Origin of the sequence: Pantoea sp. Tr-811 (genome assembly GCF_011752535.1) — a bacterium.
Classification (GTDB): Bacteria; Pseudomonadota; Gammaproteobacteria; order Pseudomonadales; family Pseudomonadaceae; genus Aquipseudomonas.
This window is the reverse complement of sequence record NZ_VWXJ01000020.1, coordinates 63,815-85,086: the sequence shown is the minus strand read 5'-3', so window position 1 is coordinate 85,086 and position 21,272 is coordinate 63,815. Positions and strand designations below refer to the sequence as shown.

The 21,272-nt window shown below is 64.2% G+C and carries 22 protein-coding genes; 7 read left to right on the top strand and 15 right to left on the bottom strand.

Annotation, left to right across the window (positions count from 1 at the left end; genetic code table 11):
- Nucleotides 1-5: 5 nt before the first annotated feature.
- The 5 genes from pcaQ to F3J44_RS24520 all read left to right on the top strand — a co-directional run bounded on the left by pcaQ (nt 6) and on the right by F3J44_RS24520 (nt 3,542).
- Complete coding sequence (gene pcaQ, locus F3J44_RS24540; protein ID WP_167276873.1) at nt 6-938, top strand: pca operon transcription factor PcaQ; 933 nt, start codon at nt 6-8, stop codon at nt 936-938.
- 288 nt (nt 939-1,226) lie between these two features.
- On the top strand, nt 1,227-1,982 hold the full coding sequence (locus tag F3J44_RS24535; protein ID WP_167068002.1) for an FKBP-type peptidyl-prolyl cis-trans isomerase: 756 nt from the start codon (nt 1,227-1,229) through the stop codon (nt 1,980-1,982).
- Between the two features lie 314 nt (nt 1,983-2,296).
- Nucleotides 2,297-2,737 carry a YkvA family protein gene (locus F3J44_RS24530; protein ID WP_167067999.1) on the top strand — a complete coding sequence of 147 codons (441 nt, stop codon included), beginning with the start codon at nt 2,297-2,299 and terminating at the stop codon, nt 2,735-2,737.
- Nucleotides 2,738-2,838: 101 nt separating this feature from the next.
- A complete protein-coding gene (locus F3J44_RS24525; RefSeq protein ID WP_167067996.1) occupies nt 2,839-3,177 on the top strand; it encodes a helix-turn-helix transcriptional regulator in 339 nt (112 codons plus the stop codon).
- Nucleotides 3,174-3,542 (top strand): hypothetical protein, encoded by a 369-nt coding sequence (locus F3J44_RS24520; protein WP_167067993.1) that lies wholly within the window; start codon nt 3,174-3,176, stop codon nt 3,540-3,542. Before F3J44_RS24525 ends, F3J44_RS24520 begins: the two co-directional genes overlap by 4 nt.
- Before the next feature lie 121 nt (nt 3,543-3,663).
- Here F3J44_RS24520 and F3J44_RS24515 read toward each other — a convergent pair whose 3' ends face one another.
- Together F3J44_RS24515 and F3J44_RS24510 are read right to left on the bottom strand one after the other, a co-directional pair.
- Complete coding sequence (locus F3J44_RS24515; RefSeq protein ID WP_167276872.1) at nt 3,664-4,629, bottom strand: EAL domain-containing protein; 966 nt, start codon at nt 4,627-4,629, stop codon at nt 3,664-3,666.
- Between the two features lie 114 nt (nt 4,630-4,743).
- A complete protein-coding gene (locus F3J44_RS24510) occupies nt 4,744-6,858 on the bottom strand; it encodes a carboxy terminal-processing peptidase (protein WP_167067987.1) in 2,115 nt (704 codons plus the stop codon).
- Nucleotides 6,859-6,969: 111 nt separating this feature from the next.
- Here F3J44_RS24510 and F3J44_RS24505 point away from each other — a divergent pair, with 111 nt between their 5' ends.
- Entirely contained in the window at nt 6,970-7,932 is a 963-nt protein-coding gene (locus F3J44_RS24505; RefSeq protein ID WP_167276869.1) for an NAD(P)H-quinone oxidoreductase, read from the top strand.
- 123 nt (nt 7,933-8,055) lie between these two features.
- Here the strand turns inward: F3J44_RS24505 and F3J44_RS24500 are convergent, their stop codons facing one another.
- From F3J44_RS24500 to F3J44_RS24475, 6 genes are all read right to left on the bottom strand, one after another.
- Nucleotides 8,056-8,709 carry an HAD family phosphatase gene (locus F3J44_RS24500; RefSeq protein WP_167276866.1) on the bottom strand — a complete coding sequence of 218 codons (654 nt, stop codon included), beginning with the start codon at nt 8,707-8,709 and terminating at the stop codon, nt 8,056-8,058.
- Nucleotides 8,710-8,723: 14 nt separating this feature from the next.
- Nucleotides 8,724-9,713 (bottom strand): ABC transporter ATP-binding protein, encoded by a 990-nt coding sequence (locus F3J44_RS24495; protein ID WP_167276864.1) that lies wholly within the window; start codon nt 9,711-9,713, stop codon nt 8,724-8,726.
- A 1-nt stretch (nt 9,714) separates the two neighbouring features.
- Complete coding sequence (locus F3J44_RS24490) at nt 9,715-10,509, bottom strand: ABC transporter permease (protein ID WP_167067975.1); 795 nt, start codon at nt 10,507-10,509, stop codon at nt 9,715-9,717.
- Nucleotides 10,499-11,350: an ABC transporter permease subunit gene (locus F3J44_RS24485; protein WP_167276861.1), complete on the bottom strand. Its 852-nt coding sequence runs from the start codon at nt 11,348-11,350 to the stop codon at nt 10,499-10,501. Before F3J44_RS24485 ends, F3J44_RS24490 begins: the two co-directional genes overlap by 11 nt.
- Nucleotides 11,347-12,153: an alkaline phosphatase family protein gene (locus F3J44_RS24480; RefSeq protein ID WP_167067969.1), complete on the bottom strand. Its 807-nt coding sequence runs from the start codon at nt 12,151-12,153 to the stop codon at nt 11,347-11,349. The genes F3J44_RS24485 and F3J44_RS24480 overlap by 4 nt, the downstream gene beginning before the upstream one ends.
- Before the next feature lie 112 nt (nt 12,154-12,265).
- The gene (locus F3J44_RS24475) at nt 12,266-13,330 is read right to left on the bottom strand and encodes an ABC transporter substrate-binding protein (protein ID WP_167276858.1); all 1,065 of its coding nucleotides are present in this window, start codon (nt 13,328-13,330) and stop codon (nt 12,266-12,268) included.
- A 317-nt stretch (nt 13,331-13,647) separates the two neighbouring features.
- On the opposite strand from F3J44_RS24475, the gene F3J44_RS24470 reads away from it, so the two are divergent.
- Entirely contained in the window at nt 13,648-14,361 is a 714-nt protein-coding gene (locus F3J44_RS24470; protein ID WP_167276856.1) for a UTRA domain-containing protein, read from the top strand.
- 162 nt (nt 14,362-14,523) lie between these two features.
- Here F3J44_RS24470 and F3J44_RS30450 read toward each other — a convergent pair whose 3' ends face one another.
- From F3J44_RS30450 to minC, 7 genes are all read right to left on the bottom strand, one after another.
- A complete protein-coding gene (locus F3J44_RS30450; protein WP_167276853.1) occupies nt 14,524-16,677 on the bottom strand; it encodes a mechanosensitive ion channel domain-containing protein in 2,154 nt (717 codons plus the stop codon).
- A gap of 44 nt (nt 16,678-16,721) precedes the next feature.
- Complete coding sequence (locus tag F3J44_RS24460) at nt 16,722-16,889, bottom strand: hypothetical protein (RefSeq protein WP_167067957.1); 168 nt, start codon at nt 16,887-16,889, stop codon at nt 16,722-16,724.
- Nucleotides 16,890-17,048: 159 nt separating this feature from the next.
- Nucleotides 17,049-18,338 (bottom strand): M18 family aminopeptidase, encoded by a 1,290-nt coding sequence (locus F3J44_RS24455; RefSeq protein ID WP_167067954.1) that lies wholly within the window; start codon nt 18,336-18,338, stop codon nt 17,049-17,051.
- 99 nt (nt 18,339-18,437) lie between these two features.
- Nucleotides 18,438-19,073 (bottom strand): RluA family pseudouridine synthase, encoded by a 636-nt coding sequence (locus tag F3J44_RS24450; RefSeq protein WP_167276850.1) that lies wholly within the window; start codon nt 19,071-19,073, stop codon nt 18,438-18,440.
- Between the two features lie 158 nt (nt 19,074-19,231).
- Nucleotides 19,232-19,486 (bottom strand): cell division topological specificity factor MinE, encoded by a 255-nt coding sequence (minE, locus tag F3J44_RS24445; RefSeq protein WP_009682849.1) that lies wholly within the window; start codon nt 19,484-19,486, stop codon nt 19,232-19,234.
- Nucleotides 19,487-19,489: 3 nt separating this feature from the next.
- Nucleotides 19,490-20,302: a septum site-determining protein MinD gene (gene minD / locus F3J44_RS24440; RefSeq protein ID WP_054893840.1), complete on the bottom strand. Its 813-nt coding sequence runs from the start codon at nt 20,300-20,302 to the stop codon at nt 19,490-19,492.
- 101 nt (nt 20,303-20,403) lie between these two features.
- Nucleotides 20,404-21,162, bottom strand: a complete 759-nt coding sequence (gene minC, locus F3J44_RS24435) for a septum site-determining protein MinC (RefSeq protein ID WP_167067948.1) — start codon at nt 21,160-21,162, stop codon at nt 20,404-20,406.
- Nucleotides 21,163-21,272 lie beyond the last annotated feature (110 nt).

Sequence of the window (21,272 nt, the reverse complement as noted above, 5' to 3'; positions counted from 1 at the left end):
CCGGCATGAACCTCGACACCCGCATCAAGTACCGCCACCTGCTGTGCTTCCTGGAGATTGCCCGGCAGGGCAGCCTGGCCAGGGCGGCCGACATCCTGGCGATCAGCCAGCCGGCCATTTCCAAGACCCTCAAGGAACTCGAAGACCTGCTGGAGGTGCGCCTGTTCGAGCGCAGCCGCCAGGGTGTCGAGCTGACCCCGGCCGGCACCCGCTTCATGCGCTACGCCGGGCCCAGCGTGCAGGCCCTGCGCGATGGCGTGAGCAGCCTGCGGGGTGAGGCGCGGGCGCCGTCGCAGGTGCGTATCGGCGTGCTGTCGACGGTCGAGGGGTTGTTGATGCCCGAGGTGCTGTGCCGCCTGCACCAGCGTCACGAGGCGCTGGTGATCAGCGTGGTGACCGGGGTCAGTGCACAGTTGCTTGGCCAGCTGCGCCTGGGCGAACTGGAGCTGGTGGTCGGGCGCATGACCGACAGCCCGCAGATCCAGGGCCTGTCGTTCGAGCACCTGTACAGTGAATCGATGGCCCTGGTGGTGCGCCCTGGCCACCCGTTGCTGGCGAGCGCGCCGGTGGAGCGCCAGCGGGTCGGGCGCTATCCGTTGGTGTTGCCGCCGCCGGGCACCACCATCCGCCAGCACGCCGACAGCCTGTTCGTGCAGTGCGGCATCCAGATGCCCGCGCAGCGGCTGGAAACCTTGTCACTGGCGCTGAGCCGGCGCTACCTGCTGGGCAGCGATGCGCTGTGGGTGGCGCCGCGCGATGCGGTGCTGCTGGATTTGCGCCGCGGCGAGCTGGCCGAGCTGGACCTTGGCGTGCGTGAGCCGGGCGGCTCGGTGGGCATCAGCCGCAACGCCGCCTTGCCGCTGAGCCTGCCAGGGCAGTGGGTGTGCGAGGTGCTGCGCGAAGTGGCCGAGCAATACCGGGAAGGGCGCTACCCGTAGCCGAAGGCGCACACCAATCCGGTAGGCGCGAGCAGAGCTCGCGATACGATGTACCAGGCCTGCAAAAGCCTTCAGAACCCCCAGCAATAAAACCTCACAATTTCCAGGCAAACCCGGCACAAAGGGTCAATACTGGCCAATGGCTGTAAACCTTGCATGAAGAAGCGTTTACCTACTGAACTTCCTTACGAAAACCCGCTCCTATGCCGGTAGCCATTGGTCATGGCCGCCTGCTAAGCTCGCGGCTTTACCCTGATTGCCCTTATGGCGCATGAACAAGGAAATAGCATGAAACAGCATCGTTTGGCGGCTGCGGTTGCCCTGGTAGGCCTGGTACTGGCTGGCTGTGATCAACAGACCAGCAGCCCCGAGCTGAAGACTCCGGCACAGAAAGCCTCCTACGGTATCGGCCTGAACATGGGCAAGAGCCTGGCTCAGGAAGGCATGGAAGACCTTGATTCGAAAGCGGTCGCCCTCGGCATCGAAGACGCCGTTGGCAAGAAGGAGCAACGCCTCAAGGACGAAGAGCTGGTAGAAGCCTTCACCGCGCTGCAGAAGCGCGCCGAAGAGCGTCTGGCCAAGGCCAGCGAAGAAGCCGCCAGCGCCGGCAAGAAATTCCTTGAAGAGAACGCCAAGAAGCCAGGTGTGGTCACCACCGCCTCGGGCCTGCAGTATGAAGTGGTCAAGAAGGCCGACGGCCCGCAGCCCAAGCCTACCGACGTGGTGACCGTCCACTACGAAGGCAAGCTGATCGATGGCAAGGTGTTCGACAGCTCGGTCGAGCGCGGCAGCCCGATCGACCTGCCAGTCAGCGGTGTGATCCCAGGTTGGGTCGAAGGCCTGCAACTGATGCACGTCGGCGAGAAGTACAAGCTGTTCATCCCGGCTGAACTGGCCTACGGCGCCCAGAGCCCGAGCCCGCTGATTCCGGCCAACTCGGTACTGGTGTTCGACCTGGAACTGATCGCCATCAAGGACCCGGCCCAGCTGCAGGGTGGCGAGGCGCCAGAGGCCGATGCACCGGCTGAGGCACCGGCCAAGTAAGTGCTTGAGCCTAACGCCGCTGCGCGCTTCTAGCTGATGCTTGCAGTTGCCCCCAACGCCCCGTTTCGACGGGGCGTTGTCGTTTATGAACCATCCTTCACCGAACCTGCTGTTGCACAGGTTGTCCCACCTAGGGCACTGTGAAGCAACGCCACGCTGCTGACGCAAATCGTTTGCGCAGTTGAAACGACTGTGTAAAAAACGCCCGATCTGACCGGGGCCCTTGCCGAGTGGGCACCTGCCGTCAGAAACGTCGCCCTGTTCACAAGGTTATCCACAATAAATGTGGATAACCTGAGCCTGCTGGAGGCCCCATGAGCGCACCCTGGAATTTCGCCCGCTTCCTGCCCCTGGCCGAGCGCCTGCTCAGCCGTGGCCGGTTGCCGGCGCTGTTGTTCGCCGTGGCCCGCAAAGGCCCGCGGCTCGGCCAATTGCGTGAAGACGTCAAGTTGCTGCAGTCGCTGTGCCTGGCCTGGTGGCGTGGCGAGTACCGCGCCATCAGCCCCAAGGCACTGGTGACCATCGTTGCCGGCCTGCTGTATTTCGTCAGCCCCCTGGATGCCATACCCGACTGGATCGTCGGCGTGGGCTTTCTTGACGACATCGCCGTGCTTGGCTGGGTGCTCAAGACCGTGGCCGATGAGCTGGCGCGTTTCAAGGCCTGGCGCGACAGCCAGGCGCCAGAGCGCCTGCGCGTGGTCGAACGCCTGCCCGATTCCCCTGAAGCCCTGCGCCTGGAGCGCAACCCGCACTGAAAAAGAGCCAGTCGCCCACACACTCCCGCGCTTGGTAATATAATTGGCATAAGGGTTATGCCTACGGATTACATGCCGTAATCCTACGTAAGGGGGTTGTAATGGGTATTCAGGTTATTAGCCGGGACGGTCAGCCCGAGTACGCCGTCGTGCCCTGGGAGCAATACCAGGCGCTGCTCAAGGCAGCTGGGCAGGCACCTGCCGAGGTGGCTGCCGGGGCAGAGGAGCAGGGCCCAGCGCCTGCCAGCCTGCCGGCATTCAGTGAAGTGGCGCAGCTGCGCCAGGCCAAAGGCATCGCGCCAGAGCAGCTGGCGCGCAATGTGGGGGTCAGCCCGGCCTACCTGGCCATGATCGAGTCGGGCGAGCGCCAGCCGGATGCGGCGATTCGCCGAGCCCTGGCCTGGCACCTGGGGGTGGCCGGCTGGAGCGAGCCGTCATGAGCCAGGTCAGGATCAGCCGTCAGCATTGGCAAAACCTGCTGGACGAGCTTGACCTGGCCCGACGACAACGCCACCTGCTCACCTACCGTGCGCTGATCGAGCGCTTGCAACTGCCCAGCCCGGCCATGCAGACGCTGACTGCCGCGCTGGAATACCTGGCTGTGCTGGACGCCCGCGCCGAGCAGCCGCTGCGCAGCTCGCTGGTGATCAGCCAGGGGGCAAGCCGCTTGCCACGGACTGGCTTTTTCGAGTGTGTGGAGCGCCTGGGGCGCTTTACCGGGCCTGTGGATGGCATGGAAGCGGCGTCCTGGCATGCTTCCGAGGTGGTCAGGGTGTTCGAGTACAGCTACCCCGAACCTGCCTGAGCGGCCGCCCCGGTAGGAGCGAGCGCAGCTCGCGATGGGCTGCAAAGCAGCCCTGGGGTTATGAGCCGCGAAGCTGAAACCCTGGGGGCGCTGCGCGCCCCATCGCGAGCTACGCTCGCTCCTACCGGGCTTGCCATGCCTCTGTAGGAGCGGGCTTGCCCCGCGAAGAGGCCATGACCGGCAATGCACTTCGATGAACCAGGCCACAAGGCCTGCCATCCACGCCCAGCACTTCCAGGGACTCCAGGTGCTGATGGCGGCCGAACAACTCGATGACTTGGCCAAGGGTGGCATTCAAGCCCACGGTGGGCTGCCCGCCAGAAGCCACCGGCATCACCGGCGCCACCACCTCCCGCACCCCCAATTCCTGTGGCCGCCCCAGCAAGTACCCCTGCACCAGGTCCACCCCCATCTCGGTCAGCACCGCCAGCTCTTCGGCAAGCTCGATGCCTTCGGCAATCACCTGGGCCCTCGACGCCCGGGCAATCTGCAGGATCGAACCCACGAATTCGCGCTTGAGCGGGTCGCAGTGGATGCCGTCGATGAAATGCCGGTCGATCTTCACGTACTCCGGGCGCAGCTCCGACCACAGGCGCAGGCTCGAATAGCCCGCGCCCAGGTCGTCCAGGGCGATGGAAAAGCCCATGTCGCGGTAGTGGTGCAAGGCATTGGACAGCAACTGGAAATCGTCGGTCGGCGTTTGCTCGGTCAGCTCGATCACCACGCGGCTGGGCTCAAGCCCGACCTGTTCGAGCAGCTTGAGGGTGCGCCCGGAAGGGTAGTTCGGCTCCAGCAACGATTCCGGTGAAATGTTCAGGAACAGCTTGCCGCCCAACTGCTGCTCGCTGAAACGCCGGCACGCGCTTTCCCGGCAAGCGGCTTCCAGATCGGTCAGGCGGCCAGCCTGGCGGGCGATGGCGAACAGGTTCAGGGGCGAATGCAGCGGGCTGTTGGACGGCCCGCGGCTCAGCGCTTCATGGCCGTGGATGCGCTGCTCGCTGAGGCAAATGATCGGCTGGAACAGGCTATGGATGCTGCTTTGAGCCAGGATGGCGCCCAAGGCACTGAGCTGTTCGGCAACGGTCATGACGGATTCCTGAAAATGAAAGGGCCGGGCATTTGCATGTCCGGCCCCGCTATTTCACGACAGTGCGATGACTGTTTGATGACAGGTCACATTAATCTGCCATCACTGCCGGGATTACTTTTTCGCCACCGTGCTGCTTTCGCGCAGGTAGTCGATCAGGATGCGACCGGTTTCGGCGAGGTAAGCATCGTCCTCAGGCTTGGTCTTGTCGTCATCTTCCGGCAAGGCGTCCTCGTCGACCTTCTTCAGCTCCTTCAGCGGCTCTTCACCCTTGGCCTTGCGGCGGGTGTTTTCCAGCGCCAGCTGCTTGGCCTCGATGTCGTCGTGGCGGGCACGGCGCTCCTGCTCGTTGAGGCTCACGGTCTTCTCGTCCATCAGCTTCTTGGTCAGGGCCAGGCGGTCACGGATGTAGATGAACTCTGCATCCTTGCCACTGCGCGCATCGTGCTTGGCCTTGAGGTCGGCCAGGAATGGCTTGAACGGGTCGGCCGCAGCCTTGACCACAGGGCGGATGGTGTCCCATGGCATGGCTTCAGGCAGGGCGCTCTCGCCGATTTCCTTGGTGTCGATGATCGACGGGTAGTCGATGTCCGGCAACACGCCCTGGTGCTGGGTGCTCTGCCCGGATACCCGGTAGAACTTGGCCAGGGTCAGCTTCAGCTCGCCATGGTTGAGCGGCTGGATGGTCTGCACGGTGCCTTTGCCGAAGGTCTGGCCGCCGATGATCAGCGCGCGGTGGTAGTCCTGCATGGCGCCGGCGAAAATCTCCGAAGCCGAGGCGGACAGGCGGTTGACCAGCAGCGCCAGCGGGCCTTTGTAGAAGGCGCCGGGGTTTTCGTCTTCGAGCACGTCGACACGGCCGTCGCTGTTGCGTACCAGCACGGTCGGGCCTTTCTCGATGAACAGGCTGGTCAGCTCGGTGGCTTCCTGCAGGGAGCCGCCGCCGTTGTTGCGCAGGTCGATGACCACGCCGTCGACTTTTTCCTTCTGCAGCTCGGTGAGCAGTTTCTTCACGTCGCGCGTGGTGCTCTTGTAGTCCGGGTCGCCTGCGCGGTAGGCCTTGAAGTCCAGGTAGAAGGCCGGGATCTCGATCACGCCGAGCTTGTAGTCACGCCCGTCCTGCTTGAGGTTGAGGATCGATTTCTTCGCCGCTTGCTCTTCGAGCTTCACCGCTTCCCGGGTGATCGAGACGATCTTGGTGGTCTGGTCGCTTGGCGCGTTGCTCGCCGGGATGATCTCCAGGCGCACCACCGAACCTTTCGGGCCACGGATCAGCTTGACCACTTCGTCCAGGCGCCAGCCGACCACGTCGACCATTTCCTTGTTGCCCTGGGCAACGCCGATGATCTTGTCGGCGGTGGCCACTTGCTTGGTCTTCGCCGCCGGGCCTGCCGGCACCAGGCGCACGATCTTGACCTGGTCATTGTCGCTTTGCAGCACCGCACCGATGCCTTCGAGCGACAGGCTCATGTTGATGTCGAAGTTTTCCGCGCTGTCAGGCGACAGGTAGTTGGTGTGCGGGTCGTAGGACTGGGCGAAGGTATTGATGTAGGCCTGGAAGATGTCCTCGGCACGGGTCTGGTCCAGGCGCGCCAGTTGGTTCTTGTAGCGCTTGGTCAGGGTGTCCTGAATCTGCTTGGGCTCTTTGCCGGCGATTTTCTGGCGCAGCACTTCGTCCATCACGCGCTTGCGCCACAGGTCGTCGAGCTCGGCCTGGTCTTTCATCCACGGGGCGTCCTTGCGGTCGATCAGCAAGGTTTCGTGGGTGGTGAAGTCCATCTTGTCGACACCCTTGGCCAGCTCGGCCAGGGCGAAGTCCAGGCGCTGTTTCACCCGGTCCAGGTAGCGCTTGTAGATGGTGAAGCCAGGGTCGAGGTTGCCGCTTTTGAGGAAGTCGTCGAACTGCGTCTTCCACTTGTCGAACTCGGCGATGTCGGCCGCGGTGAAGTAGCTGCGTGCTGGGTCCAGCAGCTTGATGTAGCTGTCGTAGATGATCACCGAACGGGCGTCATCGAGCGGAGGCTTGCTGTAGTGATGGCGCTTGAGCAGTTCCACCACGTTGAGGCTGGCGACGATTTCGTCGCGGTCCGGCTGCAGGCTGTCCCACTTGTTGGCGGCCGCCGCATTGCCGCCGAGCGTAAGGCTACCCAGGCCAACCATCAGGGCCAGGGCGGTGCTTGGAAGGAAATGCTTCATGCTGATTCGACGTGGAGGCAATTGATCACGCATAGTAGGCCGTCTTTTCCGTTCGCCGGTTCCACAGGAGCCGGGCAAATACTGCAAAAAGCCTGGGGAGCGGGCTCCCCAGGCTCAGTCATGTGATTCAACTATGGAGGCACTGTGAAGGCATTGCAAGGCGTTGACGGACATGTGGCCTGGGTCGAGGCCGAACGCCCGGCCTGTGACGCGGGCCAAGTACGCATTCGGGTGGCTGCCGCTGGCTTGAACCGGGCCGATTTGTTGCAAATGAAGGGGCTGTATCCTCCGCCGCCAGGGGCCAGCCCGTACATGGGCCTGGAGTGCGCCGGCGTGGTCGAGGAAGTCGGTGCCGGCGCCGACTGGCGTGTGGGCGACCGGGTGTGTGCGCTGCTGGCCAGCGGCGCCATGGCCGAAGAAGTGGTGGTCGATGCCCGCCATGTGCTGCCGGTGCCCGAAGGCCTGAGCCTGCATGAAGCGGCGGGCCTGCCCGAGGTGTATGCCACGGCCTGGCTGAACATCTTCCAGCTCGGTGGCCTGAAGGCCGGTGAGAAGGTGCTGGTGCATGCCGGCGCCAGTGGCGTGGGCTCGGCAGCGATCCAGCTGTGCAAGGCGTTTGGCAGCCCGGTATGGGTCAGTGTCGGTTCCCAGGACCGCCTGGACTACTGCGAGGCGCTGGGTGCTGCCGGTGGCGTGGTGCGTAACCACAACCTCGACGCGCTGGAAGGCTTCGGGCCGTTCGACGTGATCCTCGATCCGGTCGGTGCCAGCTACGGCGAGCTGAACCTGAAGCTGCTGGCCCGTGACGGGCGTTGGGTGATCATCGGTTTGATGGGTGGGCGCAAGTTTGAGCTGGACCTGGCGCAGGTGCTGGGCAAGCGCCTGGAGATCACAGGTTCCACTCTGCGTAACCGTGACGATGGCTTCAAGGCCGAGCTGCTGCGTGAGCTGCTACAGCAGGTGTGGCCGCTGTTCGGCGAAGGGCGGCTGTCGCCGCAGCTGGTCGACACCTACCCGGTGGAGTTCGCCCAGGCGGCGTATGCCGAGCTTGAGAGCAACCAGGTGTCGGGTAAGTTGGTGATGGTGATCGACCCTAGCCTGGTGTAAGCAGGGCTGGCCTCTTCGCGGGGCAAGTCGGGTCGCCGCACCGCCGCTCCTACAAGATAGAGGCAGTCCCTTTACCTGTAGGAGCGGCGGTGCGGCGACCCGACTTGCCCCGCGAAAGGGCCATCAGCTCCAGCTCAGAATCGGCCAGCCATTGGTCTGGGCATGCTCGCGCAGCACCGCATCAGGGTTCACCGCATACGGGTGATCCACCTTCAGCAACAGCGGCAAATCATTGCGCGAATCGGAATAGAAACTCGCCCCCTCCAGGTTCTCCTGCTCCTGGTCGAGCCATTCCAGCAAGCGGGTGATCTTGCCTTCGCGGTACGTCAGCACCCCATGGGTCCTGCCGGTGTACACCCCGTTCACCGCCTCCAGCTCGATCGCCAGGTATTCATCCACCCCCAGGCGCGCCGCAATCGGCCCTACCAGGTGGGTGCCGCTGGCCGAAATGATCAAGACCCGGTCACCCCGCTGGCGATGCTCGGCGATGCAGCGGCAGGCGTCGCCGTAGATGATCGGCTCGATCACATCTTCCACCCACGGCTCCACCAGGTGCTCGACTTCTTCCAGGGTGCGCCCGGCAATCGGTTCCAGGCTGAAGGCCATGTAGTCCTCCATCTGCAGGTGGCCCCTGCCATAGGTCTCCATCAGCTCATGGTCGCGGCGCAGGAAGTCCTTGCCGTCGACCCAGCCCAGGCGGGCCATCTGCTCGCTCCACAGCGACGCGCAGTCGCCGTGGATCAAGGTTTCGTCCAGATCGAAAATTGCCAGTGCCATCGTGTGTAAGCTCCTTAGGCTACTTCCCGCAGCGCCGTGGGGTCGATCGACAAGGAAACCCGCTGGCCATCGGCGTGCAGGTCTTGTGCCGAGCGGTTGAGCACGTCGACCACCAGTTCCACTTCACGCACGTGCACCCGGTAACGGATCACGTTGCCGAGCAGGCTGTGGCTGCGCACCTCGGCATCCAGGTCGCCGTTGATGCCCAGGGTGATCGATTCCGGGCGGATCGCCAGGCGGCTGCTGACCGGGCGCTGCAGCAGGCGGCTGGCGGCGTCGGCGTCGAGCAGGTTGTAGTTACCGATAAAGCCCGCCGCGAACAGGTCGACGGGCGCCGTATAGAGGGTTTCGGCATCGCCACTCTGAACGATGCGCCCCTGGTTCATCAAGAAGATACGGTCAGACATGGTCAGCGCCTCTTCCTGGTCGTGGGTGACGAAAATGGTGGTCAGCCCCAGCTCACGCTGGATGGCGCGAATCTGCTCGCGCAGGTGCTTGCGAATGCGCGCATCCAGTGCCGACAGCGGCTCGTCGAGCAACAGCAGGCGCGGGCGGGTCACCAGCGAGCGGGCCAAGGCCACGCGCTGGCACTGGCCACCGGACAACTGGTGCGGGTAGCGCCCGGCGAAACTGCCCAGTTCCACCAGCTCCAACGCCTCGCGCACGCGCGTTTGGCTCTCCTGGGCCTTGACCTTCTGCATGCGCAGGCCAAAGGCAACGTTCTGCTCCACGGTCATGTTGGGGAACAGGGCGTAGCTCTGGAACACCATGCCGATGCCGCGCTTTTGCGGGCTGAGCGGCACGATGTCCTGGCCATCGAGCAAAATCTTGCCGCCATCGACCGGGGTCAGCCCGGCAATGCAGCGCAGCAGGGTGGACTTGCCGCAGCCCGAAGGGCCGAGCAGGGTAACGAACTCGCCGCGTTCGATGTGGCAGTCGATGTTTTCGAACACCGGGCTGCCGGCGTAGCTTTTCTGCAGGTTCTGGACGCTGACGAAGCTCATCTCAGGGGGTGTCCTTGTTCAGGCGGTTGGCGACCCAGGTCAGCACCAGCACGAAGGCGAAATAGGAGATCACCAGGGCGCTGTTGAAGTGGCCGCTGCTGTTGCGCATGTTGTTCAGGTACACCTGCAGGGTTTCGTAGCGGGTGCCCACCAGCAGGTTGGCGAACACGAACTCGCCGAACAGGAACGAGAACGACAGCAGCAGCGCCACCATCAGCCCCTTGCGCAGGTTCGGCAGCACCACCAGCAGCGCTGCCTGCCAGGTACTGGCGCCCAGCAGCTGGGCGGCGTCCATCAGGTCGCGCAGGTTGATCGCCTGCAGGTTGTTGGTGATCGCCCGGTACATGAACGGCAGGGCGATGGTGAAGTAGCAGCCGATCAGGATCCACGGCGTGCCGACCATGGCCATCGGGCCGCTGCCGTAGAGCTGCAGCAGGCCCACCGACGACACCACCGGCGGCACCGCGAACGGCAGCAGGATCAAGATGTTCATCAGCGCATCGAGCTTGGGGAAGTGGTAGTGCACCACGAACAGTAGCGGCAGGATCAGCACCACCGACAGCACCAGTGCCCCCACGCACACCAGCAGCGACTGGCCGAAAGCCGCCAGGAAGCGCGGCTCGCTCCACAGCGCGATGTACCACTTGAAGGTCAGGCCGCTGGGCAGCAGGCTGGCCGACCAGCTGGTGGCCAGCGAGTAGAGCAGGGTGCCGGCCAGCGGCAGCAGCAGGATCAGGAACAGCAGGTACACCACCAGCCGGTGGTAGAGCCCGGCAGAGGACGTTTCAACGCGCATGGTAGCTCCTCTTGAGCAGCCATTGATGAATCACCGTCACCAGCGTCATCAGGCCCACCAGCACCATCGCCAGGGCGCTGGCCAGGTTTGGGTCGAGGCTGATGTCACCGGCCACCAGGCCCGCAATGCGGATCGGCAGCACGTTGAAGTTGCCGGTGGTCAGGGCGTACACGGTGGCGTAGGCGCCCAGGGCATTGGCCAGCAGGATGACGAAGGTGCCGAGCAGCGCCGGGGTCAGCACCGGCAGGCCGATGTGCCGCCAGAATTGCCAGTGGCTGGCGCCCAGCAGTGCGGCCGACTCGCGCCAGTCTTCGCGCAGGGCGTCGAAGGCCGGGTACAGCAACAGCACGCCAAGGGGGATCTGGAAGTAGGTGTACACCAGGATCAGGCCGCTCTTGGAATAGATGCTGAAGTCTTCGAGCAGGCCCACTTCCTTGAGCAGCAGGGTCAAGGCACCGTTGAAACCGAGCAGGATGATGAAGGCGAAGGCCAGCGGCACCCCGGCAAAGTTACTGGTCATGTTGGCGAAGGCGCTGACGAAGTCGCGCAGTTTCGAGTCCACCTGGCGCAGCGAATAGGCGCCCAGGGTGGCGATGACGATGCCGAACAGGCTCGACCAGAAGCTGATTTCCAAGCTGCGTTGCAGCGCCTGCAAGTAGAACTTCGAGGCGAACACCTTGCTGAAGTTGTCCAGGCCCCAGGCACCGCCTGACTGCAGGCTGTTGACCGCCACCCAGGCCAGCGGGGCGATCTGGAAGATCACGAAGAACACGGCGAACGGCAGCAGGCACAGCAGGGCCAGGTAGCGGCCGCGCGGGCGGTTGCTGTTGGGAGGCGTCACTTGAGCAGCTCCCGGCAGAACGACTTGTCGTGGGCCGCGCCCAGCAGCTCGCAGATGGTGCCGCACAGCTCGGTTTGCAGCGGCTTGGCGGCCGGGTCCAGGCTGAATGCGTCGCCGAACACGAACAGCGGCACCTCGCGTTCCTCGGCCAGCAGGCCATTGTGCGAGCGGTCGTTGTTCATGCCGTGGTCGGCGGTCACCAGCACCTGGTAACCCTCTTCGAGCCAGCGCGGCAGGTAGTCGGCCAGCAAGATATCGACACTGCGCGCGGCGTTGCGGTACTGGCTGCTGTCCAGGCCGTGGCGGTGGCCGATGTCGTCGATGCTCATCGGGTGTACCAGCAGGAAGTTCGGTGCGTGGCGGCGGCGCAGGTATTCGCCGTCGGCCAGCAGGTGCGAGTCGGGGTAGCGGTCGTCCCAGTAGAACAGGCCGTGCTGGATCGGCAGCTTCGGCGCGTGGGTATGGCGGTCGCGCTGGGGGTCGAAGGGCGAGCGGTTGTACAGCTCGCTCATCCAGTGGTAGGCCGCTGCCGCGGTGCCCAGGTTGGCCTCGCGGGCGTAGTGGAACACGCTGCGCTGGTTGGACAGGCGGTTGACGTTGTTGTGCACGATGCCGCTGTCGATGGGCGGCACCCCGGTGAGGATGCACTCGTACAGTGGGCGCGACAGCGACGGCAACTCGCACTCCACGCGGTACAGTGCGGCGCGGTCGGCCTCGACGTAGGCGTGCAGGTGGCCCATGGCGTGGTGGGCGACCTGGTAGTTGAGGCCGTCGAGCAGGACCAGGATGACGTTGTGATGCATGGTGGCTCCAGTCTTGAACCGCGTTGGCTCTTTCGCGGGGCAAGCCCGCTCCTACAGCGCGCAAACCTGTAGGAGCGGGCTTGCCCCGCGAACGAGGGCGTAGCCCTCGCTATCATTCCATCTCGATGATTACCTGCTCCTGCCACTTCTGCGGCAGGGCCTTGGAAGTGGCCTCCCAGGCGGCAGCATCCTTGATCGGCTGCGCCGCCTTGTACTGCGCGTTGGGCAGCAGCTTGGCCTGCACGTCTTCCGGCAGCTTCAGGTGCTCGGCACGAATCGGCCGCGCATGCCCCTTGGCCAGGTTGATCTGCCCGGCATCGCTGAAGATGTATTCGCGGGTCAGCTTGGCCGCGTTCGGGTGCTTGGCGTACTTGTTGATCACCGTGGTATAGCCGGAAATCACCGAACCATCGGACGGAATCAGCACTTCGAAGCGTTTCGGGTCGATCTGCTCGCGGTAGCTCAGGCCGTTGAAGTCCCACACCACGCCCACTTCCACTTCACCCTTTTCCAGGGTCTGGATGGTTGGGTTGGCCAGCGACAGGCGCTTCTGCTGGGCCAGCTTGGTGAACAGCTGCAGGCCAGGCTCTATGTTGCTCTCGCTGCCCTTGTAGGCGATGGCCGCGGCCAGTACGCCGTTGGCCGCCTGGGCGGCAGTACCGACGTCGCCGATGGCGACCTTGTACTTGCCTTTTTCCAGGTCGTGCCAGCTGCTCGGGCGGTCGCCTTCCTTGACCAGGTCCTTGTTGATGATGAAGGCAATGGTGCCGGTATAGGCCAGTGCCCAATGGCCGTCCTGGTCCTTGGCCCATTCAGGCACTTGGTCCCAGGTGCTGGGCTTGTACGGCTGGGTCACGCCCTTGCTCGCGGCAATCGGGCCAAAGGCTGCGCCCACGTCGCCGATGTCGGCGCTGGCGTTGTCCTTCTCGGCTTCGAACTTGGCGATTTCCTGGGCCGAGCTCATGTCGGTGTCGCTGTGCTTGAGGCCGTATTTGCTGGCCAGGTCGTCCCAGGTGCCTTTCCAGTTGGCCCAGGCATCGGGCATGCCCACGCTGTTGACGTTGCCTTCCTTGCGGGCGGCGTCTTCCAGGGCCTTGAGGTCGGGGCCGGCGGCCATGGCCGAGGTGCACAGGGTGATGGCCGAGCCGAGCAGTGACGCCATGAACAACTTTTTCATCCGAAGCTCCTTGAATGGGATGCCTTTAGCGATCGTTGTTATAGGTGAAGCCGGTGAGGGGTGACCGTGGTCTAGGTCAGCAAAGCTTGAGCCAAGGTAGGCCGCTTGCGTGACAGTTTGATGTTGGGCAAGGCCACGGCTGGCCCTGAAACTACAGCGTAGACCACCTGCTTGCCCCGGCTTTGCTGGCTTGGCGCGTTTCTGGCAAGGCCTGCCCAGGCCTTTGTCACAGGATGTTCATCAGCCCTGCCTAGGCTTGCACTATTCTCCACAGGCCCCGTTTTGGGGCTGGACTAGTCCAGATAGGTAACCTTTTGATGCAGTCGACGCCCCCGCGTGCGGTAACAGCCATCTGCCATGCCCTGCAGGAGCAGATCGAGCACGGCTTGCTGGCGCCGGGTGGCAAGTTGCCCGCCGAACGCAAGCTTAGCGAGGTATTCGATACCACGCGCATCACCCTGCGCGAGGCGCTGGTGCAGCTGGAGGCCCAGGGGTTGATCTACCGTGAGGAGCGGCGCGGCTGGTTCGTCGCGCCCCAGCGCCTGACCTACGACCTGATCGAGCGCAGCCATTTCCATGCCATGGTGCGCGACCAGGGGCGGGAGGCGAGCACCGAGTTGCTGTCGGCCCGCCTGCAACCGGCCCCGGCGGCGATCTGCGCGCGCCTGCAGCTGCCGGGGTTGTCCAGCGTGGTGCGGATCTGCCGGCTGCGGCGCATCGATGGGCGGGCGGTGCTGTACGCCGAGCATTACCTGAACCCTGCGTTCTTCCCCGATATCCTGGAGCAGGACCTGGCGCAATCGCTGACCGAGATCTATGGGCGGGTGTATGGCATCGCCTATGGGCAGGTGTGCTTCGAGATCCTGCCAACCGCCTTGCCGGTGGAGGCGGCAGCGGCGCTCAAGGTGTCGGTGGGCAGCGCGGGGCTGCATATCACCCGGGTCAACTGCGACCAGCATGGGCACTTGATCGACTGTGATCTTGAGTATTGGCGGCACGATGCCATTCGTATCCGTGCCCAGGCCGGCTGAGCGATTGGCTTGGTAGGAGCGAGCGCAGCTCGCGATGGGGCGCGCAGCGGCCCCTGGTTTTCAGCTTCGCGGCGCAGGATGCTGGGGCTGCTTTGCAGCCCATCGCGAGCTGCGCTCGCTCCTACCAGGCCTACCGTCAGCGGGGGAAAATGCGAGAGGGCCCTAGCTGGAAGACCCCGTATCCGCCATGCCACCACCACCGGTGGTCACCACCTGCACCGACAACCGCGGCGTGGCCAAATCCAGCCCGGCCTCGTCCAGCTGCCGCTTCAGCGCCAGGTTGAACGCCCGCGACACTTCCCACTGCTTGATCGGAGCCGTCTTGAACCGCGCGCGCAGAATCGCCGAGCCCGACTCGAAGCTCTCCACCCCCTGCAGCTCCAGCGGCGACCAGATGTTGCGCCGCATCAACGGGTCGTTGCGCAGTTTCTGCCCCACCTCGCGCACCAGCGAGATGGCCTGGTCGATGTTCATGCTGTGGGGGATGGCCACGCGGAAGATCGCATAGCCGAACTCGCGCGAGTAGTTCTTGATGCTCTTGATTTCGCTGAACGGAATGGTGTGCACGATGCCGTCGATGTCGCGCAGGCGCACGGTGCGGATGGTCAGGCCCTCGACCGTGCCCAGGTGGCCGCCTACGTCGACATAGTCGTCGATGGCCAGCGAGTCCTCAATGATGATGAACAGCCCGGTGATCAGGTCGGCTACCAGCGACTGCGCGCCAAAGCCGATGGCCAGGCCGATCACACCGGCACCGGCCAGCAGTGGGGTGACGTTCATGCCCATGTTGGCCAGGGCGACGATCACCGCAATGATGAAGATCACCACGAACATCACGTTGCGGATCAGCGGCATCATGGTTTGCGCACGGGCGTTGGCCAGGCCCCGGCGCGAGCGCACCAGGGCATGGTGCACGGCGGTGTCGGCCAGGATCCACACCAGCCAGGCGACGATCAGCGTGCCGGCCAGGCCCAGCAGGCGCAGGCTCACTTCATGGCCATCGCCCTCGGCAAAGCCGATCATCGACAGCCCCCACACGCGCAGGCCCAGCTCGATGAACACCAGCCAGATGAACAGGTGCACCAGCAGGTAGCCGAAATTGCGCAGGCGCTCGGCATACACCGCCTGGCGCTTGCCGGCGCGCTTGGGGTTGGCGGCGTGGCGACGTACCAGGCCGTTGAGCACCATGCACACCACCACCAGCACGGTGCACATCAGCGATTGGCGCAGGGCGGTGCTGGTGTCACCGGCGGAGACGAAGGTGGCGAACAGCGACACCGCCACCAGGATCAGCGCCGGGATGAACCAGAAGCTGCCAAGAATCTCGATGGTGTCGCTCAGCGTGCGCCGGGTCAGGCGCCGCGACAGCGGCTGGTTGCGGATCAGGTGGGCGATGGGCCGGCGGAAACGCAGGATGAACAAGCCCGAGGACAGCGCCGCGATCACGTTGGCCAGGGTCGCCAGGGCATGGGCCAGGTGCGTGCCCAGGGCCACCAGCATGCGCGGGTCGCTCATCGCCTCGCCGAAGGCGGCGAAACTGCCGATCAACCACAGCGGGCGAAACGCCTGGTGGCGCAGGATGTGCAGGGCGCGGTGGCGGTGCGGGCCGTCGAGCAGCGAGAAGGCGATCACGCAGATGGCCGAGAAGCAGGTACCCACCACCAGGGCATAGGCCAGCACCATGGCCAGCGACTTGCCCAGCGAGGGCGGCAGGGCGAAGCTCAGGTACACGGTGAAGATCAGCGCCACCAGCCACGGGCCCAGCTTGCGCAGGGCGAAGCGCACCAGGTCCCAGGTGCGTGGGTGCTGGGGCAGTTCCTCGGTGAGGCCGAAGCGCACCCGCACGCGGTGGCCCACCCAGTTGAAGGCATAGGCCAGCAGGCTCCACACCGCAATTACCGCCGCGAAACCGAACAGAATGGCCGGCCATTGGTGCACCGGCACGATCAACTCGGCCAGCTCCGCCTGGGCCTGGTCAATTTCCTGTGACCAGCGGTAGAACGGGCTGGCATCGCCGCTGAACTGCTTTTCGAAGTCATGCAGGGCGCCGCCGATCAGGCCGAGCACGCCTTGCTCGACGCTGGGTTGCGATTGCTTGGTGGCGTCGCGCAGTTTCTTCAGGTCGGCCAGTAGCTTGGCGCGTTGCTGGTCGTTCTCAAGGTTCTTGATCACCTCGTCCAGCGATTTGCCCAGGGGCTCGCTGGCTTCGGGTTGGGCGGGCGTGTTCGAACCCAGCAGGCCAGGCAGGCCCGCGGCCTGGACGGGGGCGATGAACAGCAACAGCAGCAGGGCAAGGCAACGCAGAAGGGCAGGCACCGGAAAATCTACCTCAGGTCAAACGATTGACCGAGTGTAGAGGTTTATGTCGGCAGTTTCTCCAGGATCTTCCAGCAGGTAAGGCCAAAGATGCCCAGGGTGCCGACCCACATCATCAGCACGCCGATGTTGCGCTCGCGCAGGCTGAAGCCGATGGTCAGCAGCATCAGGAAGCCGAACACCGGAATGAAGAGTGACAGGAACGGGGACATGGGCAGCGGTCCTTCTGCTTTTTGGGGGCCATGTAACAAGCATAGCGGGTTGGGCAGAAGGGGGTATTGATCCTGGGCATGGGGTTGGCAGGGCCGGCCCTTTCGCGGGGCAAGCCCGCTCCTACACCCGCGAAAGGGCCAGGCCTGCCTACACCGACCTCAAGGCAACTCGCGGCTGCGATAGAACGCGGTCAACACCTTCACCAGGTGCGCCAGGTCATGGCTGCCGCACAGCTCGCGAATCGAGTGCATGGCAAAGGTTGGCAGGCCGATGTCCACGGTGCGTACCCCCAGGTGGCTGGCGGTGATCGGGCCGATGGTCGAGCCGCAACCCATGTCGCTGCGCACCACGAAGCTCTGCACCGGCACTTCCTCGGCCATGCACAGGTGGCGGAAGAACCCGGCGGTTTCGCTGTTGGTGGCGTAGCGCTGGTTGTTGTTGACCTTGATCACGGGCCCGGCATTGAGCTTGGGCCCGTGGTTGCCGTCGTGCTTGTCGGCGTAGTTGGGGTGTACGCCGTGGGCGTTGTCGGCCGACACCATCAGCGAGCGCTGGATGGTGCGCACATAGGCATCGCCGTCCGGCAGCAGGCGCTGCAGGGTCTGTTCGAGCATCGGGCCGTCGGCGCCACAGGCCGAGCAACTGCCGACCTCTTCGTGGTCATTGCACACCAGCACGCAGGTTTCGTCGCTGTCGGCCGCCAGCAGCGCCTGCAGGCCGGCGTAGCACGACAGCAGGTTGTCCAGGCGGGCGCCGGCGATGAAGTCGCTGTGCAGGCCGATCAGTGCGGCGTCCTGGGTGTCGTAGAAGCTCAGTTCGTAATCCAGGACCACGTCGGCATTGAGCTGGTGCTCGCGGGCCAGTTGCTCGGTGAGCACGGCGCGAAAATCGATGCGCTCGTCGCCGGCCACCTGGGCCAGAATCGGCGGCAGCTCGTTCTGCGGGTTGATCTGCCAGCCTTCGTTGGCGGTGCGGTTGAGGTGAATCGCCAGGTTGGGAATGATCGCGATCGGCAGCTTGAAGTCGATCAGCTGGCTTTCCACCTTGCCATCACGGCGGAAGGTGACCCGGCCCGCCAGCGACAGGTCGCGGTCGAACCACGGCGCCAGCAGGGCACCGCCGTACACTTCCACGCCCAGTTGCAGGAAGCCCTGGCGCTGCAGCTCGGGCTGCGGCTTGACCCGCAGGCACGGGCTGTCGGTGTGGGCGCCGACCATGCGGATGCCGTTCTGCAGCGGTGGCTGCTTGCCCAGCTTGATGGCGATGATCGAGGAGTCGTTGCGGGTGACGTAGTAGCGCCCGCCGGGCACCGTGGCCCAGCTGTCGCGCTCGTCCAGGCGCTGGTAGCCGGCGGCCTCCAGGCGTTGGGCAAGGCTAGCGGTGGCGTGGAAGGGCGTCGGGGAGGCCTTGAGGAATTCGATCAGGCCGGTATTCAGTACTTCGCGCATAACTCGCTCCAGACAGCAGTGGCGCGAGTTTAGCGTATAAAGTCGAACATTTGTGTCGCAGCTCACCGCCCCTGCAGGCGCGGGCCATGCTCGCTCCAATCAGAACGGTGCAGGGCACTCGAACTTCAACCGCTCCCCGGAAACCGGGTGGGTAAAGCTCAGCATCGCGGCATGCAGGCACAGCCGTTCATGGGCCGCCAATGCCTCGGGGTTGGCATACAACCGATCACCCAGCAACGGGTGGCCAATCGACAGCATATGCACGCGCAGCTGGTGCGAGCGCCCGGTAATCGGCGTCAGCTCCACCCGGCAGTAATCCCTGCAACGCTCGACGATGCGCCAGAAGGTCAGCGCATGCTTGCCTTGCTCGTGGTCCACCACGTGGCGCGGCTTGGTCGGCGGGTCGTAGCGCAGGGGCAGGTCGATGCTGCCGCTGTCCAGTGCCGGTTGGCCCCAGCACAGCGCGGTGTAGGCCTTTTCGGTTTCACGGTCGTGGAACTGGCGCGACAGCTCGCGGTGGCTGTCGGCATCGCGGGCCAGCAGGATGATGCCGGAGGTTTCCCAATCCAGGCGGTGCACGATCAGCGCGTCCGGGTAGCCGTTTTCCTGCAGGCGGGTGATCAGGCAGTCCTTGTTGTCCTCGGCGCGGCCGGGCACCGACAACAGCAGGGTCGGCTTGTTGATCACCAGGATGGCGGCGTCTTCGTGGAGGATCTGGATGTTCGACAGCGGCATTGCTTGGTCTCGGTCAAATCGGGGAAAACCATTGGGGCCGCCTTGCGGCCCTTCGCGGGTCAAGCCCGCTCCTACAGGCCCGGTGAGGATCCTGTAGGAGCGGGCTTGACCCGCGAAGGGCTGCAAGGCAGCCCCAATGATCGAGCCAGGTCGCTGGATCAGCGATCAGGCAAGGTGATGTTCAATTCCAGAATCGAGCAGCTGCCTTGGTTTTCCAGCTCGATATGCACGTCATCGTTGCCGATGTTCACATACTTGCGGATCACTTCCAGCAGTTCTTTCTGCAGTTCCGGCAAGTAGTCCGGTTCGCTGCGCTGGCCGCGCTCGTGCGCCACGATGATCTGTAGACGCTCTTTCGCTACCGACGCACTGGTCTGTTTCTGCCTGCCACGAAAGAAGTCAAAAAGGTTCATGGTTTACTTGCCTCCAAACAGGCGCGCGAAGAATCCTTGCTTCGGCACTTCGATGAAACGCAGGGGTTTCTCTTTGCCCAGGAGGCGGTCGACCGTGTCGCTGTACGCCTGGCCGGCATCGCTCTGGTCGTCGAGGATCACCGGGATACCCTGGTTGGACGCCTTGAGCACGGCCTGGGACTCGGGGATCACGCCCTTGAGCTTGATTGCCAGGATTTCTTCCACGTCGGCGATGCTCAGCATTTCGCCCTTTTCCACGCGCTCTGGGTGGTAGCGGGTGATCAGCAGGTGTTCCTTGATCGGCTCCTCGCCGTTTTCCGAGCGGCGCGACTTGCTCGACAGGATGCCCAGCATACGGTCCGAGTCACGTACCGACGACACTTCCGGGTTGGTCACGACGATGGCTTCGTCGGCGAAGTACATCGCCAGGTGCGCGCCCTTCTCGATACCGGCCGGGGAGTCGCAGATCACGTAGTCGAACTGCTCCTTGAGCTCCATCAGCACCTTTTCCACGCCTTCCTGGGTCAGCGCGTCCTTGTCGCGGGTCTGGCTGGCGGCCAGCACGAACAGGTTTTCCAGGCGCTTGTCCTTGATCAGGGCTTGTTGCAGGTTGGCTTCGCCGTTGACCACGTTGACGAAGTCGTACACCACGCGGCGCTCGCAGCCCATGATCAGGTCGAGGTTACGCAGGCCCACGTCGAAGTCGACGATGACAGTCTTGTGGCCGCGCAGCGCGAGGCCGGTGCCGATGGCGGCGCTGGTGGTGGTCTTGCCCACACCCCCCTTGCCGGAAGTAACGACGAGAATCTTGGCCAAGGTGTTTCACCCCTAAATAAGATGGGACAGGTGTCCCTGCAATAAGCAAAAAAAACGGCAACAGGTAAAAAAGTTGCTCTAAAAATGACGGCAAGTATCCGTTAAAGACGGGTGATGTTCAACACGTCACCGGACAGGCTGACTTGCACGCCCGCACCCCACAACGGGTCGCGGCGCAGGTCTTCGCATACCTTGTACTGGCCGGCGATGGAGACCATTTCGGCGGTCATCTGCTGGCAGAAGATACGCGCCCGGGTATTGCCCTTGATGCCCGCCAGCGCGCGGCCGCGCATGGCGCCGTACACATGGATGTTGCCATCGGCGAGAAGTTCCGCACCCGGGCTGACGGAGCCGGTGACCACCAGGTCGCCCCCTTGGGCGTAGATCTGCTGGCCGCCACGCACGGGCGAGGTGATGATGCGCGTTGGCCGCACCTCTGGCTCGGCGGCAGGCGCCGGGGCAGGGGTGGGCTCGGGTTTTTTCGCTTCAGGCTCTGGCTCCAGCGGCCGCTCGCGGGCGCCGGACGGCGGCAGCACCGGCAGGTCGATGGCGATCGCCGCGGCGATGTCCTCGATGCGGCTGGCACGAATCGCCAGGGTACGCAGGCCATGGTGGCGGCAGATACGCATCAGCCCGGGCAGGTCGATCGCCCCTTCGTCGGCCGGCAGCTTGTCCAGCGCCAGCACCAGCGGCGTATTGCTGAAGAAATTGGGGGCCTGGGCCACTTTCGCCGCCAGCTGGCGGTCGAGGGCTTCCAGGTCGTTACGCCCCAGTTCCAGCACGGTGATGGCGAGCATGCTGCCCTTGAGCTGGAACACGGAGGCGGTGTCGGGAGTGTGGTTTGGGCTCATGGTCTGCATAGACGGCTTGTTGCGAAAAAAGTGCCCTGACTTATAACGATAAGACCGGTTGGCCGCAACCGGCGACGAACCGATGTAGAATGCGCGGTCTTTGTCTTGCCGGAAGCTTC

Bases quoted from the DNA above. Each gene is read 5' to 3' on its own strand.
- pcaQ (WP_167276873.1), top strand. From the start codon at position 6: ATGAACCTCGACACCCGCATCAAGTACCGCCACCTGCTGTGCTTCCTG.
- F3J44_RS24535 (WP_167068002.1), top strand. From the start codon at position 1,227: ATGAAACAGCATCGTTTGGCGGCTGCGGTTGCCCTGGTAGGCCTGGTA.
- F3J44_RS24530 (WP_167067999.1), top strand. From the start codon at position 2,297: ATGAGCGCACCCTGGAATTTCGCCCGCTTCCTGCCCCTGGCCGAGCGC.
- F3J44_RS24525 (WP_167067996.1), top strand. From the start codon at position 2,839: ATGGGTATTCAGGTTATTAGCCGGGACGGTCAGCCCGAGTACGCCGTC.
- F3J44_RS24520 (WP_167067993.1), top strand. From the start codon at position 3,174: ATGAGCCAGGTCAGGATCAGCCGTCAGCATTGGCAAAACCTGCTGGAC.
- F3J44_RS24515 (WP_167276872.1), bottom strand. From the start codon at position 4,629: ATGACCGTTGCCGAACAGCTCAGTGCCTTGGGCGCCATCCTGGCTCAA.
- F3J44_RS24510 (WP_167067987.1), bottom strand. From the start codon at position 6,858: ATGCGTGATCAATTGCCTCCACGTCGAATCAGCATGAAGCATTTCCTT.
- F3J44_RS24500 (WP_167276866.1), bottom strand. From the start codon at position 8,709: ATGGCACTGGCAATTTTCGATCTGGACGAAACCTTGATCCACGGCGAC.
- F3J44_RS24495 (WP_167276864.1), bottom strand. From the start codon at position 9,713: ATGAGCTTCGTCAGCGTCCAGAACCTGCAGAAAAGCTACGCCGGCAGC.
- F3J44_RS24490 (WP_167067975.1), bottom strand. From the start codon at position 10,509: ATGCGCGTTGAAACGTCCTCTGCCGGGCTCTACCACCGGCTGGTGGTG.
- F3J44_RS24480 (WP_167067969.1), bottom strand. From the start codon at position 12,153: ATGCATCACAACGTCATCCTGGTCCTGCTCGACGGCCTCAACTACCAG.
- F3J44_RS24475 (WP_167276858.1), bottom strand. From the start codon at position 13,330: ATGAAAAAGTTGTTCATGGCGTCACTGCTCGGCTCGGCCATCACCCTG.
- F3J44_RS24470 (WP_167276856.1), top strand. From the start codon at position 13,648: ATGCAGTCGACGCCCCCGCGTGCGGTAACAGCCATCTGCCATGCCCTG.
- F3J44_RS24460 (WP_167067957.1), bottom strand. From the start codon at position 16,889: ATGTCCCCGTTCCTGTCACTCTTCATTCCGGTGTTCGGCTTCCTGATG.
- F3J44_RS24455 (WP_167067954.1), bottom strand. From the start codon at position 18,338: ATGCGCGAAGTACTGAATACCGGCCTGATCGAATTCCTCAAGGCCTCC.
- F3J44_RS24450 (WP_167276850.1), bottom strand. From the start codon at position 19,073: ATGCCGCTGTCGAACATCCAGATCCTCCACGAAGACGCCGCCATCCTG.
- minE (WP_009682849.1), bottom strand. From the start codon at position 19,486: ATGAACCTTTTTGACTTCTTTCGTGGCAGGCAGAAACAGACCAGTGCG.
- minC (WP_167067948.1), bottom strand. From the start codon at position 21,162: ATGCAGACCATGAGCCCAAACCACACTCCCGACACCGCCTCCGTGTTC.